The sequence below is a fragment of the Kitasatospora sp. NPDC092286 genome (assembly GCF_044755565.1).
Lineage (GTDB): Bacteria > Actinomycetota > Actinomycetes > Streptomycetales > Streptomycetaceae > Kitasatospora.
Genome location: NZ_JBIVRD010000040.1, coordinates 1 through 16166 on the forward strand (window position 1 = coordinate 1; position 16166 = coordinate 16166).

Here is a 16166-nt window from a genome sequence, read left to right on the forward strand (position 1 = left end):
CTGCAGGGGGGACCCTGTGGGAGAGTAGGACGCCGCCGAACAATCATTCCAGAGAACCCCCACCCGATTCCGGGTGGGGGTTCTCTGCGTTTACGCAGGATACGATCGCGGTATGGCACGTCGTCCTGGCCCCAAGGCCAACCCCGAAGAAACCAAGCCGCGCACCGAGCCTTTCAGCCTGGCGACGGACCCGTTCACGATGGAGAGCTCGCACGAGGTGGCCGGTCTGTACCTGGCCCCGCCGGAGCGGGTGCTGGCACTGCACGTCGACGCCGAGACGGTGTTGCGGCCGAAGCTCAGGGCCGCGCTGGAGGAGCTGCGGCACGAGCCGCTGCCGGCCACCGTGGCGACCCTGCTGGGGGCGCTCGACGCCACCTCGGAGAAGGTCGTCGGCACCCTGCACCGCAGGCGGCGGGGGGTGGCCTTCCGGCAGTACCTGTCGAGGCTGGACCAGGAGCTGCCGGAGGGCGGCGAGGTCCACCTGATCTGCGACAACTACTTCACGCACAAGTCGCCGACGGTCATCAACTGGCTTCGGGCGCACCCGCGGTTCGTCATGCACTTCGCCCCGAACGAGTCGGCCTGGCTCGCGCACGTGGAGCGCTGGTTCGCCTACCAGGCGGCCCGGGAGGGTTTCCACGGGGACAAGTCCTCGGCGGCCGCGCTGTCGGCGGGGATCACCGAGTGGCAGGGCAGTGTGGTGGAGGAGTCCGAGGAGGACGAGGGCACCGCACGCGGCGTCCACGTCTGGGTGAAGCCCCGCTACTAGGGATCACCAGCCAGCCAGCCGGCTCGGAGCGCTCGGGAGGGCTCAGAGCCGGCCGGCGGCCTTCAGCGCCAGGTAGGCGTCGGCGAGGGCCGGGGCCACCGCGGTCGGCGGGGCGTCCAGGACGGTCACGCCGTGGCGGGTGAGCCGGTCGGCGGTGAGCCGGCGGTCGGCACGGGTCTGCTCGGCCGCCGCCGCGCCGTACACGGCCTCGACGGTGCCGCGGCCGGTGGCCAGCTCGTCGAGGCGAGGGTCGGCCACGGAGGCCAGCACGACCTCGTGGCGCTTGGTGAGCATCGGCAGCAGCGGCAGCAGGCCGGCCTCGACCGGTGCCGCGTCGAGGCCGGTGAGCAGGACGATCAGTGAGCGGTGCGGTGCCATCGTGAGCGCGGTGGAGACCAGGGAACGCATGTCGGTCTCGTAGAGGGCGGGTTCCAGCAGGGCCATCGCGTTGGTGAAGGCCGGCAGGATCTCGCTGGGGGAACGGCCGGCCACCGAGGCCCGCTTGCGCAGGTCGTGGGCGAGCAGGTCGACCCGGTCACCGGCCCGGGTGGCGAGCGCGGTGAGCAGCAGCGCGGCGTCGAGGGAGGCGTCCAGCCGGGGGGCGTCGCCGACCCGGCCGGCGGAGGTGCGGCCGGTGTCGAGGACGATCAGGATGTGCCGGTCGCGTTCGGGGCGCCAGGTACGGATGGCGACGGTGTTCCGGCGGGCGCTGGCGCGCCAGTCGATCGAGCGGACGTCGTCGCCCGGCAGGTACTCGCGCAGGGAGTCGAACTCGGTGCCCTGGCCACGGGTCAGGACGGAGGTGCGGCCGTCGAGTTCGCGCAGCCGGGCGAGCCGGGAGGGCAGGTGCTTGCGGCTGTCGAACGCGGGCAGGGCGCGGACCGCCCAGGGGACGAGGTGTGATCCCTGCCGGCCGGCCAGGCCGAGCGGCCCGAGGGAACGGACCGTCACCTTCCTGGCGTGGTGGTCGCCGCGCCGGGTCGGGGTGAGCACTGTGGTGACGCGGCGCCGCTCGCCGCCGGGAATCCGCAGGACGTGCCGGGAGGCGGCGATCTCGGTGCCGGGCCGCCAGGCGGACGGTGCCCAGGCGTCGCGGAGGCGCCCCCTGAGCAGGCGGCCCGAAGGGTTGGTCACGGTCAGTTCGACGGTGGCGGGTTCGCCGAGCCGGACGCTGGTGTCGCCACCCCGGGTGATCCGCAGACTGCGGACCGGGGCGGCGAGCACCAGGTCGGTGAGGATGGCGAGCAGGACCGCGCCGGTGACGGCGGCGATCCCGGTCACGGAGGGCAGGAGCAGGCCCACGACGAGCGCGCCGAGTGCGGCGAGCAGGGCGGTTCGCCCGGTGAGGGCCATGCGGTGCGCTCCTTCGGGGAGGGACGGAAGGAAGGGGTCAGCGAGGGGCGGGCGTCTGGGCGAGGACGGCCTGGATGACCGAGTCCGCGGTGACACCCTCCATCTCGGCCTCGGCGCGCAGCGCGACGCGGTGGCGCAGGGTGGGCAGCGCGAGCGCCTTGACGTCGTCGGGGGTGACGTAGTCGCGGCCGGCCAGCCAGGCCCAGGCGCGGGAGGCGCCGAGCAGTGCGGTGGCGCCACGCGGGGAGACGCCGATCGACAGCGACGGGGACTGCCGGGTGGCCCGGCAGAGGTCGACGACGTAGGCGAGCACCTCGGGCGAGACGGTGAGTTTGGCGATCTGCTCGCGGGCGGCGGCGATGTGCTCGGGGCCGGCCACCGGGCGCACGCCCGCCGAGGCGAGGTCGCGCGGGTCGAAGCCGGCGGCGTGCCGGGCGAGGATCTGGAACTCCTGGTCCCGGTCGGGCAGCGGCAGGATCAGCTTGAGCAGGAAGCGGTCGAGCTGGGCCTCGGGCAGCGGGTAGGTGCCCTCGTACTCGACGGGGTTCTGGGTGGCGGCGACCAGGAACGGGGCGGGCAGTGCGCGCGGCTCGCCGTCCACGGTGACCTGGTGCTCCTCCATGGCCTCCAGCAGGGCGGCCTGGGTCTTGGGCGGCGTGCGGTTGATCTCGTCCGCGAGCAGCAGGTTGGTGAAGACCGGGCCGGGCTGGAAGGAGAACTCGGCGGTGCGGGCGTCGTAGACGAGGGAGCCGGTGACATCGCCGGGCATCAGGTCAGGGGTGAACTGGATGCGCTTGGTGTCCAGGCTGAGGGCGGTGGACAGGGTGCGGATCAGCAGGGTCTTGGCGACGCCGGGGACGCCCTCCAGGAGCACGTGGCCGCCGCAGAGCAGGGCGACGACCAGGCCGGTGACGGCGGCGTCCTGGCCGACCACGGCCTTGGCGATCTCGGCGCGCAGGGCGGTGAGCGCCTGGCGCGGGTCGTCCGTGCCGCCGGGGGTGCCGGGGGTACCAGGGGTGGCAGTCGCCGTGCCGGGGGTGTCGAGCGTGGTGGCGGTGGCCTGTTCGGTCACGGCTTCCGTACCTGCCTTTCGAGGGCGTCGAGATCGTCGGCGAGCCGCAGCAGTGCGGCGTCGTCGGTCGGGGGCGGGCCGTACAGGAGGGCCCGGGCGTCCCCGGCGGGGCGGTCGGGGAGGCGGTCGGTGACGGCCGCGCAGAGCGCGGTGGAGTCGGGTGCGCCGGCGCTGAGCGGGACGCCCAGGGCCGGGGCGAGGCGGTGGGCGGCGGCGCGGCGCAGCGCGTCGGCGGCGCGGCCGCGGGCCTTGGCCCGCCGGTAGAGGCGGGCACGGCCCTCGGTGGTCTCGGCGGCGCGGACCACCACGGGCAGGTCCTCGCCGACGACGGGGCCGAGCCGGCGGGCGCGCCAGACGGCGGCGAGCAGCGCGGCGATGCCGAACTGGTAGGCGGCCCAGCGCCAGCCGTCGGGGATGAAGTCGGTGAACTGCTTGGCGCCGTGGGTGGCGACCGGGGCGCTGTAGTCGGGCAGGTGCCAGGTGAGGCTGGGCTGGGAGCCGAGCAGGCCGAGAGCGAGGGAGGCGTTGCCGTCCTTCTTGAGCAGCTCGTTGCTGAGGAACTCGCCGCTGCCGAGGACGATGACATCGCCGCCGCCGCGGCCGAGCGGGACGCTGACCAGGGGGTAGCCGTGGCCGCGCGGGTAGCAGCCCTCGCCGCGGGTGCCGGCGGTGTACAGCAGGCCGCCGAGGTGGGCGCTGCCGGCCCGGACGGCCTCGGTGAGCGAGCACTGGGCGGGGGTGCTGCGGACGGAGGCGTAGGGCGGGCCGCCGCCTTCGTCGGAGGGGCGGACACCGGGGGCCAGCGCGCTGAGGGCGGCCGGGCCGGGGGAGATCAGGACCAGCCGGGTGTGCCGGGCGGCGGCGAGGGCGCGCAGCTGCTCCGGGCCCAGCAGGTCGGGTTCGGGGACGACGAGGGTGTCGGCGCCGGTGGTGTGGGTGGCCAGGTCGGTGGTGATGTCGACCTTGAGGCCCTCGCGCTGGAGCAGGGCGACCACGGCGTGGCTGCCGGAGGCGTCGTAGGAGCGCGGGTCGAGCGGGGCGTAGCGGCGCTCCTGGTTGAGGCCGGCCAGCACGGTGGCGGCGAGCAGCAGGACCGCCACCGTGAGCAGGTACCAGCGCGAGCGGTGCCAGAGGCCGCGGCCGGTGGGCGCGAGGCTGCTGGGGGCGGCGGGCGGCGGCGGTCCGGCGGCCTGCGGGGCGGTCGCAGGCGCGGCGGTGGCCGGCGGGGCGGCCGACGCGGGGGTGGCGCTGGTCGTCATGCCGCTCCTTCCGGGGCCGGGGCGAGCGCCGGGCGGGCGCGTTCCAGGGTCTGGTCGAGGTCGCGCAGCAGCCGGTACGCGGCCTGGTCGGCGGTGCGCTCGCCATAGGCGATGTCGTCGAAGACGACGGCGGCCGCGGTGAGGGCGGCGGCGTGCTCGGGCAGCGCCCGGCCGGCCTCGGCGGCGGCCTCGTCGGCGGTGCGGCCGGGGCGGGCGTCGAGGAGGGCGCGTTCCTCCAGGGCCCGGACCAGGGCGCGCATCCGCTCGCGGACGGCCTCGGTCCACTGCCCGGCGGCGGCGTGCCGTTCGGCGTCGGCCCGGTGCTGGGCGGCGGTGCGCGGCCCGGCGGTGCCGTAGACGCCGAGGGTGGTGCGGACGGCCCGCTTGGGCGCGCCGAGGCGCCACCACAGGGCCGCGCCGATCAGGACGGCGACCACCAGGAAGAGGACCAGCCCGGTGGTGCCGGTGGTGCCGTTGCCCGAGATGGCGTCGAGCGCGTCGCCGATCCGGTCGGTGATCCAGTCCAGGATCCGCTGCTGGAGGCTCGGGTCGTGGCGGTGGTAGTCGGCGTTGAGCAGTTCGTCGCGGGCCGCGTCGCGGGCCGGGTCCCGCCCGACGGTGACCGGGGCGCCGCCCGCCGCCGGCATTCTGTCCCCCCAGTTCGGCATGCGGTTCAGAGCCTCGCGGGGGCGGGACCGCCCTGGCCGCCCCAGCCGGGGCCGCCGGTGCCGCCGTGCTCGGGCAGGCCTGCGGCGCGGGCGAGCTCGATGTCGAGGGCCTCGCGGCGGATCCGCTGGTCGACGTAGAGCAGCACACCGATGGTGGCGGTGAACGGGATGGTGATGGTGGAGGAGATCACACCGGCGATCGCGCTGGTGATCAGCATCGCGGTGGGCAGGCTCGCCGGGTCGCCGGAGTCGACCTGGCTGCTGAGGTCGTCGAAGCCGAGGACCAGGCCGACCATCATGAACGGCATCGCGATCACGCCGGCGACGATGCCGGCCAGCAGCTGGCTGAGCAGGTTGATGCCGAACATCCGCCACCAGGAGCCGCGGACCAGCCGGCGGGAGCGGGAGAGCGCGGTCAGCACGCCCTGCTTCTCCAGCATCAGGGCGGGGGCGGCCAGGCTGAGCTGGATCCAGACCCAGACCGCGACCGGGAGGCTGAGCAGGCCGACGATGAACAGCAGGGCCGCGATGACGGGTTCGTCGGCGCCGGCCAGCAGGTAGCCGATCATCGGGGCGAAGCCGAGCAGCACGATGCCGACGCTGATCAGGGCGGTCAGCAGGGTCAGTCCGAGCAGCTGGAACACCCGGGGCCGGGCGTCGCGCCAGGCGTCGCGGATGGTGGCGGACTGTCCGAGGATGGCGCGGCTGACCACCATGGTCAGCAGGGCGGCGGCGACCACGCTGAGCAGCAGCGTCACCGGCAGGCTGGCCAGGGCGGACAGCACGGGTGTGAAGTCGCCGGTGTCGCCGCTGACGGACAGCTCCAGGGCGGTGCCCACGGCCTGCTGGACCACGGCGACGCCCAGCGAGAGGCCGAGCGTGGTGCGCCAGTGCTTGCGGATGGTGGAGACGGCGCCGTCGAGGATCTCGCCGAGGCCGAGCGGGCGCAGCGGGATGATGCCGGGCTTGGGGCTCTGCGGCACCCCCCAGCCGTACTGCGGGCCGCCCTGCCCGTACGGGCCGCCGGGGCCGTACTGGGGCCCGGGACCGTACTGCGGGCCGCCGTAGCCGGCGCCCCAGGCGGGGGGTGCGGTGGGTGCGCCGTGGGGTGGTGCCGACTGTCCGGGCACGGCGGCGGGCGCGTCGGCCGGGGGCCGGGCGTCGTCGCGGGGTTGCTCGGACGAGCCGGGCGAGGCCCAGCCCGGAGTGTCGGTCATCACTGCTCCTCGGAGGGGCGTCAGGGTTCGCGGAGGCGGGTGGATCTTCACCCGTGCGCAGCGCCCATCGTGCCATGGTGGTCGGACGCCTCTCATGGGTATCCGGTTGCTGAACGGCGACGGGGCCGCCGAGCGGGGACGGCGGGCCGGTCCGGACGGTTCCCGGGCGGGAAGCCGGAGGATATTCGTCCGGTATGGCCGGAATTCGCCGGGTCGCCAGTTGGCCGTTCTGGAGCAATGGGACTGCTGTGCGGCAGGTCACAATCCGGTAATGAGAGGATGGACCCATGAAGGGACGCGTCCTCGTCGTTGATGACGACTCCGCACTGGCCGAGATGCTCGGCATTGTGCTGCGTGGTGAGGGTTTTGAGCCGTTTTTCGTCGCGGATGGAGACAGGGCGCTAGCCGCGTTCAGGGAGACCAAGCCGGATCTGGTTCTGCTGGACCTGATGCTGCCCGGACGGGACGGTATCGACGTCTGCCGGCAGATCCGGGCGGAGTCCGGCATTCCGATCGTCATGCTGACCGCGAAGACGGACACGGTGGACGTGGTGGTGGGCCTGGAGTCGGGCGCCGACGACTACGTCACCAAGCCGTTCAAGCCCAAGGAGCTGGTGGCCCGGGTACGGGCCCGGCTGCGTCGTGCCGAGGAGCCGACGCCCGAGCAGCTGACCATCGGCGATCTGGTGATCGACGTGGCCGGCCACTCGGTGAAGCGGGACGGCCGGGGCATCCCGCTGACCCCGCTGGAGTTCGACCTGCTGGTCGCGCTGGCCCGCAAGCCCTGGCAGGTGTTCACCCGTGAGGTGCTGCTGGAGCAGGTCTGGGGCTACCGCCACGCGGCGGACACCCGGCTGGTCAACGTGCATGTCCAGCGCCTGCGCTCCAAGATCGAGAAGGACCCGGAGCGCCCCGAGATCGTGGTGACCGTCCGTGGCGTCGGCTACAAGGCCGGGCCCAGCTGACGTGGCGTACCAGGCTGACGACACCCCTTCGGGTTCCGCGACCGAGGGGGGCGCCGCCGTGCGCGGGGACGTCCTGAGCTCGACCACCAGGAGCCGCCGCCGACGCGGCCCGGGTGCCCTGCTCGCGCCGGTGACCCGTCAGCTGCGCCGCCCCCTGCACCGGGTGACGGCGCTGTACCACCGCTCCATCCAGCTGCGGGTGGTCGCGGCCACCCTGATGCTGTCCGTCGTGGTGGTGCTGGTGCTGGGCGTGGTGGTGGTGGCCCAGGTGCGCACCGGGCTGCTGGACACCAAGAGGACCTCGGCGCGGAACCAGGCCAGCGACGGCTTCGCGACCGAGCTGAAGAAGATCGACGAGGCGAAGGACCTGCGCTTCAAGGTCGGGGCCACCCCCGATCCGACCACCGAGGAACTGGGCACCTGGCTGCTCAAGCAGGTCGGTGACCTCGCGGCCAGCGGGCAGAGCGTCTACTCGGTGATCGCCGTCCTGCCCAGCGGTCAGACGGTCTCGCCGGAGAACACCAGCGTGGGCCCGCGCTACTCCGGTGACATCCTGCCGATCAGCATCCCCGAGACGCTGCGGGCGAAGGTCTCGGCGGAACCGGGTCTGGCGTTCGACCAGCCGACCTCGATCCGCCGGGCCAGCGACAACGGCCGCCACCCCGAGCCCGGCCTCGCGGTCGGCATGCAGTTCGTCGGCCCGACCAACGCCACCAGCTACCAGCTGTACTACGTCTTCTCCTTCGGCCAGGAGACCGACACCCTGGGCATGGTCACCGGCACCCTGGCGACCGCCGGGGTGTTCGTGGTGATCCTGCTCGGCGGTATCGCCTGGCTGGTGGTGCGCCAGGTGGTCACACCGGTGCGGATGGCCGCCGGGATCTCCGAGCGGCTGGCCGCCGGGCACCTGGAGGAGCGGATGAAGGTCACCGGGACGGACGACATCGCCCGCCTCGGAGAATCGTTCAACCGGATGGCCAACGCGCTGCAGGCCCAGATCCGTCAGCTGGAGGAGCTCTCCCGGGTGCAGCGGCGCTTCGTCTCGGACGTCTCGCACGAGCTGCGCACCCCGCTGACCACCGTCCGGATGGCCGCCGACCTGATCTACGACAGCCGCGAGGACCTGGACCCGATGGCGGCCCGTTCGGCCGAACTGCTCCAGGGCCAGCTGGACCGCTTCGAGTCGCTGCTGGCCGACCTGCTGGAGATCAGCCGGTTCGACGCGGGCGCCGCGATCCTGGACGCCGAGCCGGTCGACCTGCGCGACATCGTCGGCCGGGTGGTCGAGGCCGCCGACCCGCTGGCGCAGGCCAAGGGCAGCGCGGTGGTGATCCGCGGTGACGGCGAACCGGTGGTGGCGGAGGTCGACTCCCGGCGGATCGAGCGCATCCTGCGCAACCTGGTGGTCAACGCGCTGGAGCACGGCGAGGGCCGGGACGTCGTGGTCCGGCTGGGCTCGGCCGACGGCGCGGTCGCGGTGGGCGTGCGGGACTACGGCATCGGCCTCAAGCCGGGCGAGGCGTCCCGGGTGTTCCACCGCTTCTGGCGGGCCGACCCGTCCCGGGTGCGGACCACCGGCGGCACCGGCCTCGGCCTGTCCATCGCGGTCGAGGACGCGCACCTGCACGGCGGCTGGCTGCAGGCCTGGGGCGAGCCCGGCGGCGGCTCGCACTTCCGGCTCACGCTGCCGCGCACCCGCGGCGGCGAGATCAGCCGGGCGCCGTTCCGGCTGGAGCCGGAGGACTCCCGCAGCAACCGGGGCCTCGGTTCGTACGGGACGCCGTACCGGCGGGCGATCCGGCCGGCCGGTGCCACCGCGCTGGCCGCCGCCGAGGAGCAGGCCGTCCCGGAGACGCCGGAGGGCACCGGCAACGGCTTCGGCAGCGGGCTGGGCGGGGTGCTGAACCTCGGCCCCGGTCTGGGTACCCGCCGGCTGCCCGAGGGGCCGCGCGCCGATCCCTCGGACGTGCGGACGGTCGGGGCCGGGTACGGTGCCACCGGCGCCCAGGTCATGGTGGACCCGACGCCCGGTCGGCCGTCGGTGGCACAGCGGACGGCGGAGCCGGGGACGACGGGCACGGCGGCCGCCGCGCATGGCACGGGCTGGACGGACACGGAGGGGTCGCGGCGTGCGAGGGACGAGCAGCAGGACTGAGCCGAGGCTGGCCGCGGTGGCCGGTGCGGTGCTGGGCGCCCTGCTGGCGGGCGGCTGCGCCGGGATGCCGGACTCCGGCAGCATCGGCAGGGTCGAGCCGTCGCAGGGCGCCGTGGACAAGAACCTCCAGGTCAGGGTCTTTCCGGTGGAGCCCGCCAAGGGGGCCAAGCCGCGTGACCTGCTGACGGGCTTCCTGGACACCCTCACCGCCGACGAGGGCTACGACACCGCGCGCAAGTACCTCACGGACGAGGCCGCCGCCAAGTGGAGCCCGGAGGCGGGTATCCAGGTGCTCTCCGCCAACCCCACCGTGCCCGTCGCCCAGAACGTGGCCGATACCGACACCGCGATGACCGCCTCCGTCCCCGGTACGGTCGTCGCCCGGGTCGACGGCAAGCACTCGTACACCCTTCTGGAGACCCCGGAGAGCGTCTACCTCGAATTCGCGTTCGTCCGGGAGAAGTCCGGCGAGTGGCGGATCGGCAAGCTGCCCGACGGTCTGATCATCAACGAGACCAACTTCCGCAACAGCTACCGCCAGGTGGACCGGTTCTTCTACACGGTCCCCGATCCGTCCTCGTCCGCCACCTCCGGGACCGGCGCCCAGGAGGTGCTGATCGCCGACCCGATCTACCTGCGGCGCCGAATAGACCCGCTGACCTCGGCCGCCAAGGCCGTGGTCGCCGGGCCCTCCGACTGGCTCGCGCCGGTGGCCCGGACCGCCTTCCCGGCCGGTGTCACCGTCCAGAAGGTGACGGTCGACGACGGCCGTATCGCCCGCGTCGAACTCGCCGGCCCCGACCTCGGCGGCACCCTGCTCTGCCGGAGGATGGCGGCCCAGCTCTTCTACACCCTCGCCGACCAGGGCAAGGGGCAGGTGGAGCGGCTGGAGCTGAAGGGCCCGCACGGCAACAACTGCCAGGTGATCCGCAGCGACGTGTCGGCCAACGGCCCCGGCGCGCTGGCCGGACCGCTGGCCGGCCAGCAGTACTACCAGCGCGCCGACGACGGCGTGCTGATGGACGCCCACGACGCGGGCGACGGCAGTCCCGTCCGCGGGCCGCTCGGCAAGCCCCAGTCGAAGCGCCCGCTCGGCACCGTGGCGGTGCGGCGCGACGGCTTGCAGGCCGCCGTCATCAGCAAGGACGGCCAGCAGCTCTACTCGGTACCGCTGGCGGACACGGCCCAGGCCCTGCCCGAGCCGGTGGCCACCTCCACGGCCCGGTCCACCGAGAAGAGCGAGGACGGTCTCGCGTCGCCCAGCTGGGACGGCCGCGGCGACCTCTGGGTGGTGGACCGCGACCCGCAGAACCCCAAGGTGCTGCTGGTGCGCGGCAACAAGCCCGTCACCGTGCCGGTCGACGGCCTGCAGAAGAGCACCGTACAGAGCCTCAAGATCTCCTCGGACGGGGTCCGGGCGGCCATGGTGCTCAGGACCGAGAAGGGCTCGCAGCGGCTGGCGGTCGGCCTGGTGCAGCACGGCGGCACCCCGAACGCGCCCACCGCGAGGATCATCGGGCTGCGCACCATCGCCCCGCTTCTCACCGAGGTCTCCTCGGTGTCCTGGGCGGAGGCGGACCAGCTGCTGGTGCTGGGCAAGGAGCGGGACCGGCTGCAGCAGCTGTACTACATCAGCACGGACGGCTCGCAGAGCTCCGACGGCTCCCTGCAGGGCGGCGAGGGGATGGCCACCGTGGAGGCGGCCGAGTCCCGGGCGGAGAGCTCGGCCCAGGTGCCGCCGCCGGTGCTCGCGCTCCAGGGCGCCGACGGCAAGATCTACCGGCTGGTCAACAGCCAGTGGCGCGAACTCGTCCTGACGCACCGGGCCGGCTCGTTCATCTACCCGGGCTGAGGCCGGCCGGGGGGAACCGGCCGGGCCGGTGCGGGACGACGGCCGCGACGGTGCCGGCCGCGCTCGCCGGGAGGCCGGCGGCGGCCAGCGCCCGGGCCGCCTCGGCGAGGCTGGCGCCGGTGGTCACCAGGTCGTCCACCAGGACGGGCAGGCGGCCGTCCAGCAGCCGGTGCGCGCGGGGCAGGACGGCGAGCGCGCCGTGCAGGTTGCGCCTGCGCTCGGCGGCGGTCAGACCGGCCTGGTCGGCGACCGGGCGGGTGTGTCGCAGCAGTGGCGCGGCCCGGGCGTTCAGGCCGCTCCGGCGCAGGGACCTGGCGGCGGCGCGGGCCAGCCGCAGCGTCGGGTCGTGGCCACGGGCACGGACGGCGGTGCGGGCGGAGGGCATCGGGACGAGCAGCAGCGGGGTGAGCCCGGCGCGCGGCCCGAGGGCGGAGCACACGGCCCGGGCGAGCGCGTCGCCGAGCGGGTCGGCCAGCCACAGCGCGCCGCGCTCCTTGTGGGCGAGCAGCAGTTGCCGTACCGGGCCGGCGTAGGGGGCGGCGGCGTGCACCCGGGGCAGCACGGTGGGGCCGGGCCGGGCGGTGGCCAGGGCGCGCCGGCAGGACGGGCAGAGCTGGACGCGATCGGCGCCGCAGCCCGCACAGCGGGCCGGCAGCAGCAGGCCCAGCAGCCCGGCCAGTGCGTGGGCGAACGGCCCCCGGGCGGGCCGGGGACGGGCGGGAGCGGTGGTGGGCGGCACGGCTGCTCCTGGCGGCAGGCACGAAGAGTGAGCAAAGAATGCGCCGTACGGGGGGTGTTGTCCAGGTATTTACCCATACTTCACTCGCATGAGGGTAGACAGGGTGCAACAGCTTGACCGCTAGCCCACAGCATCGGGTCATACCCACTTTTCCGCCTGGGGAGGCGGAAACCCCGTGTGAGGTGTTCGATAAGGCTCCAGGGGGTTTCAACCGTCCCTGGTGGGGAGGAAGTGAGGTGAGGGCCAGTCGTTTCCGCCGCTGGCGGTGGAGACGGGGGGCCGGCAGTGGATTGGCTGGTCCAGCTGGGTCTCAGCCCGATCCGGTAGCACCCGGATCGGCGTCAGCACGAGGGATCGGAGTTCTGCGTGGACATCGTCGTCAAGGGCCGCAAGACCGAGGTGCCCAAGAGGTTCCGCGAGCACGTGGCCGAGAAGCTGGAGAAGGTCCAGAAGTTCGACGGCAAGGTGATCAGCCTCGACGTCGAGGTGTCCAAGGAGCACAACCCGCGTCAGGCCGACCGGTCCGAGCGGGTGGAGATCACTCTCCGTACTCGTGGACCGGTGATCCGGGCCGAGGCCGCCGCCGGGGACCCGTACGCGGCGCTCGACCTGGCTTCGGCGAAGCTCGACGCGCAGCTGCGCAAGTCCGCAGACCGGCGCCGGGTGCACAAGGGCGGCAACGGCCGCACCCCCATCAGCGTCGCCGAGGCGACCGCGGCCCTGGCCGCGCTGCCCGACACGACGCGGCACGAGGGCGAGACCAACGGAGCCGTCCGCAAGACCATGATGGGATCCCTGGAAGTGGAGGGCGAAGGCCCGCTGGTGGTCCGGGAGAAGACCCACCCGGCCGCCCCCATGGCGCTGGACCAGGCGCTCTACGAGATGGAACTGGTCGGCCACGACTTCTACCTCTTCGTGGAGAAGGACAGCGGCCTGCCGAGCGTCGTCTACCGCCGGCACGGTTACAACTACGGTGTCATCCACCTGAAGGCCGACGGCTCGGCCGGGGCGGGGGCCGGCGCCGGTGGTGCGATCGGTGGGTCCGACGACGAGGACTGACCGTTTGGGCAGTGTTGGAGAGGTGACCCCGGCGGCCGTGGCCGCCGGGGTCACCGGCGTTTCGGGGGCCGTGGCGGCACCGCGCGCCGGGCGGGCGGCGGGCAGGGGGTTCGGCGGGGTCACCCTGTGCGGGGGAATCGGCGGCGGAGGGTGACCGGAGGGGGCCCGCGGCGTGGAATGATTGGCGCACGACGACCGGCGACGGGGGAGGAGCGGATGGGGGATCACTTCGGGCTGGGGCCCGCCACAGGGCCGGTCAGGGGGGTGTCACCGGGGCCTGGGGGGCAGCCCGAGTACGCCCCGCACCGAGGGGAGCCGATCCGCGTCCTGGTGGTGGACGACCACGCCCTGTTCCGCCGGGGCCTGGAGATCGTGCTCGCGGAGGAAGAGGACATCAAGGTCATCGGCGAGGCGGGGGACGGGGCCGAGGCCGTGCTGAAGGCGGCGGACCTGCTGCCCGACATCATCCTGATGGACGTCCGGATGCCCCGGCGCAGCGGGATCGAGGCGTGTACCGCGATCAAGGACGTGGTGCCCAGCACCAAGATCATCATGCTGACGATAAGCGATGAGGAGGCCGACCTCTACGAGGCGATCAAGGCCGGCGCCACCGGCTACCTGCTGAAGGAGATCTCCACCGACGAGGTCGCCACCGCGATCCGGGCGGTCGCCGACGGGCAGTCGCAGATCAGCCCGTCGATGGCCTCCAAGCTGCTCACCGAGTTCAAGTCGATGATCCAGCGCCGGTCCGACGACCGGGACCTGGTGCCGGCGCCCCGGCTGACCGACCGGGAGCTGGAGGTGCTGAAGCTGGTGGCCACCGGGATGAACAACCGGGAGATCGCCAAGGAGCTGTTCATCAGCGAGAACACCGTGAAGAACCATGTGCGCAACATCCTGGAGAAGCTCCAACTGCACTCCAGGATGGAGGCCGTGGTCTACGCGATGCGGGAGAAGATCCTCGAGATAGGCTGACGGCCGAGCGGGGGGCGGGGGCCTCCGTCGTCGGTCCTCAGCCGTCGAGCCGCTTCTCCAGGGCCGGGCGCAGCGCCTCGTCGTGCAGCGCCTCCACCCGGACGGTGTCGCAGCCCACCCAGTCGGCGGCCTCGCGCAGCGCGACCGCCAGTGCCTCGACGTGGCGCGGCGCCTCCAGGGACACCTGACGCGCCACCAGGGTCCTTCCCTCGCGGGCCGGATCGACCCGGCCGACCAGCCTGCCGCCGGCCAGCAGCGGCATCGCGAAGTAGCCGTGCACCCGCTTGTGCCGGGGCGTGTAGGCCTCCAGCCGGTGCGTCATGCCGAAGATCCGTTCGGTGCGCGGGCGGTCCCAGACCAATGAGTCGAACGGCGAGAGCAGCGTGGTGCGGTGCCGCCCGCGCGGCGGGGCGGCGAGTGCGGCCGGGTCGGCCCAGGCCGCGGCCGGCGCGCCGGCCGGGCCCCAGCCCGCGACCTCCACCGGGACGAGGCCGGAGTCGGCGAGCACCGGGTCCAACTCCTCGGCGCGCAGCCGGTGGTAGTCCTGGAGATCGGCCCTGGTGGCCACGCCGAGCGCGGCGCCGGCCTGGGCGACCAGGGTGCGCAGGCACTCCCGGTCGGTCGGGTCCGAGCCGAACAACTCGGCGGGGATCGCCTGTTCGGCCAGCGCGTAGACCCGCTTCCAGCTCCGGCGCTCGGTGCAGACCACGTCGCCGAAGGCCAGCGCCCGCTCCACCGCGATCTTGGTGTCGGACCAGTCCCACCACTCGGCCGTCTTCTTGGCGCCGCCCAGCTCGGTGGAGGTGAGCGGCCCCTCGGAGCGCAGCTTGTCCAGCACGTGCCGGTACGTCTCCGGGGTGACCTGGTGGCCCCAGAGGTGGCCGCGGTCGCGGTACCGGCGGCGCCGGAACGCGAACAGCGGCCACTCCTCGACCGGCAGGACGCAGGCCGCGTGGGACCAGTACTCGAAGCTCGCCCCCGCGCCCCAGTACGCCGCCTCGACCGCCGGCCGCCCGACCGCGCCGAGGCGCGCGTACGGCACCAGTTCGTGCGAGCGGGCCAGCACCGAGATGGTGTCGAGCTGGACGGCGCCCAGGTGCCGCAGCACCCCGCGGACGCCGGACCGGCGGTCCGGCGCGCCGAGCAGGCCCTGCGCGCGCAGGGCGATCCGGCGGGCGTCGTCGGCGCTGAGGGTCGTGACGGGAGTCGTGACGGTCATGTCGGCGAGCGTAGACGGGGGCACCGACAGCCCCGGCCGGGGCGGGGAGGCGTCAGTCGTCGAGGTCGGTGGCGAGCAGCGAGGCGACCCAGGCGTCGTGGAACACGCCGCGCTGCTCGGCGTACGAGCGCAGGGTGCCCTCGAAGCGGTAGCCGACCTTCTCGGCCACCGCGCGGGAGCCGTCGTTGCCCACGTACGCCTGCCACTCCAGACGGCGCAGACCCAGCTCGGTGAGCCCGTAACGGGCCACCGCGCGGGCGCCCTCGACGGCGTAGCCGCGGCCGCGGTACTCCTTGACCGTCCACCAGCCGACCTCGGCGGCGCCCGCGTCACCGGGCCGGCGGACCAGCCCCTGGGTACCCACCAGGGCGTCCGACCCGCGTTCGAAGACGCACCAGACGAGGGCCGCACCGGTGCGCCAGCCGTTCGTGCCGAGGTCGTTGACGAAGTACTCGGCGTCCTCGCGGCGGTAGGGGCTCGGCACGACCGTCCAGCGCTGGATGTCCGCGTCCTGGCAGGCCGCGAAGACCGCGTCCACGTCGGCCTCCCGCGGGGGCCTGAGCACCAGCCGCGCGGTGGTCAGGGTGACGGGCTCGACGGCGGGCTCTTCCCGGGGTTCTGTGGTCTCTGCCATGGGCGGATTATTCCGTGCAGAGAGGAATCCGTGCATCCGATTAAAGGCCCGGCCGCCGGGGTGGTTGACCGTTTTGCCCCGGTGGGCGGCGCTATCGGGGCATGTGCTCGCGCGGGTGACACGGGAATAGCGTGCTGACGCACCTCCCAGGGCATTGGACTCCTCGCATACGATGGCCCGTGCGGTGGGGTGAACCCGCCGTGCAGTCGTCCAGTGCCAATACAGGCAAG

The 16166-nt window shown here is 73.7% G+C and carries 14 protein-coding genes; 6 read left to right on the top strand and 8 right to left on the bottom strand.

Annotated elements, in window-relative coordinates:
* Positions 1-112 precede the first annotated feature (112 nt).
* Positions 113-769, top strand: coding sequence for a transposase (locus ACIQIB_RS31180; RefSeq protein WP_400658979.1), 657 nt, complete (start codon positions 113-115; stop codon positions 767-769).
* A gap of 42 nt (positions 770-811) precedes the next feature.
* On the opposite strand, the gene ACIQIB_RS31185 is transcribed toward ACIQIB_RS31180, so the two are convergent.
* From ACIQIB_RS31185 to ACIQIB_RS31205, 5 genes are all read right to left on the bottom strand, one after another.
* Positions 812-2122 (bottom strand): DUF58 domain-containing protein, encoded by a 1311-nt coding sequence (locus ACIQIB_RS31185; protein WP_400762111.1) that lies wholly within the window; start codon positions 2120-2122, stop codon positions 812-814.
* Between the two features lie 37 nt (positions 2123-2159).
* Positions 2160-3080 (bottom strand): MoxR family ATPase, encoded by a 921-nt coding sequence (locus tag ACIQIB_RS31190; protein ID WP_363611662.1) that lies wholly within the window; start codon positions 3078-3080, stop codon positions 2160-2162.
* 110 nt (positions 3081-3190) lie between these two features.
* Positions 3191-4453, bottom strand: a complete 1263-nt coding sequence (locus ACIQIB_RS31195) for a DUF4350 domain-containing protein (RefSeq protein ID WP_400762113.1) — start codon at positions 4451-4453, stop codon at positions 3191-3193.
* Entirely contained in the window at positions 4450-5121 is a 672-nt protein-coding gene (locus ACIQIB_RS31200) for a DUF4129 domain-containing protein (protein WP_400762115.1), read from the bottom strand. The genes ACIQIB_RS31195 and ACIQIB_RS31200 overlap by 4 nt, the downstream gene beginning before the upstream one ends.
* A gap of 5 nt (positions 5122-5126) precedes the next feature.
* Positions 5127-6338 (bottom strand): hypothetical protein, encoded by a 1212-nt coding sequence (locus ACIQIB_RS31205; protein WP_363611586.1) that lies wholly within the window; start codon positions 6336-6338, stop codon positions 5127-5129.
* Positions 6339-6625: 287 nt separating this feature from the next.
* Between ACIQIB_RS31205 and mtrA the strand changes: the two genes are divergently transcribed.
* The 3 genes from mtrA to ACIQIB_RS31220 are packed head-to-tail and all read left to right on the top strand — an operon-like array spanning position 6626 to position 11310.
* Positions 6626-7303, top strand: coding sequence for an MtrAB system response regulator MtrA (gene mtrA / locus ACIQIB_RS31210; RefSeq protein WP_030247322.1), 678 nt, complete (start codon positions 6626-6628; stop codon positions 7301-7303).
* Between the two features lie 58 nt (positions 7304-7361).
* Positions 7362-9458 carry an MtrAB system histidine kinase MtrB gene (gene mtrB / locus ACIQIB_RS31215; protein WP_400762117.1) on the top strand — a complete coding sequence of 699 codons (2097 nt, stop codon included), beginning with the start codon at positions 7362-7364 and terminating at the stop codon, positions 9456-9458.
* Positions 9433-11310, top strand: coding sequence for an LpqB family beta-propeller domain-containing protein (locus tag ACIQIB_RS31220; RefSeq protein WP_363611590.1), 1878 nt, complete (start codon positions 9433-9435; stop codon positions 11308-11310). Before mtrB ends, ACIQIB_RS31220 begins: the two co-directional genes overlap by 26 nt.
* Here the strand turns inward: ACIQIB_RS31220 and ACIQIB_RS31225 are convergent.
* Entirely contained in the window at positions 11294-11968 is a 675-nt protein-coding gene (locus tag ACIQIB_RS31225) for a ComF family protein (RefSeq protein ID WP_400762153.1), read from the bottom strand. The two genes, ACIQIB_RS31220 and ACIQIB_RS31225, sit on opposite strands and share 17 nt — an antisense overlap.
* A gap of 447 nt (positions 11969-12415) precedes the next feature.
* On the opposite strand from ACIQIB_RS31225, the gene hpf reads away from it, so the two are divergent.
* Together hpf and ACIQIB_RS31235 are read left to right on the top strand one after the other, a co-directional pair.
* The gene (gene hpf, locus ACIQIB_RS31230) at positions 12416-13108 is read left to right on the top strand and encodes a ribosome hibernation-promoting factor, HPF/YfiA family (protein WP_363611592.1); all 693 of its coding nucleotides are present in this window, start codon (positions 12416-12418) and stop codon (positions 13106-13108) included.
* 216 nt (positions 13109-13324) lie between these two features.
* The gene (locus tag ACIQIB_RS31235) at positions 13325-14083 is read left to right on the top strand and encodes a response regulator transcription factor (protein WP_363611594.1); all 759 of its coding nucleotides are present in this window, start codon (positions 13325-13327) and stop codon (positions 14081-14083) included.
* 37 nt (positions 14084-14120) lie between these two features.
* On the opposite strand, the gene ACIQIB_RS31240 is transcribed toward ACIQIB_RS31235, so the two are convergent.
* Together ACIQIB_RS31240 and ACIQIB_RS31245 are read right to left on the bottom strand one after the other, a co-directional pair.
* A complete protein-coding gene (locus ACIQIB_RS31240; protein ID WP_400762120.1) occupies positions 14121-15302 on the bottom strand; it encodes a winged helix-turn-helix domain-containing protein in 1182 nt (393 codons plus the stop codon).
* A 52-nt stretch (positions 15303-15354) separates the two neighbouring features.
* On the bottom strand, positions 15355-15936 hold the full coding sequence (locus ACIQIB_RS31245; RefSeq protein WP_363611598.1) for a GNAT family N-acetyltransferase: 582 nt from the start codon (positions 15934-15936) through the stop codon (positions 15355-15357).
* Between the last annotated feature and the right edge of the window lie 230 nt (positions 15937-16166).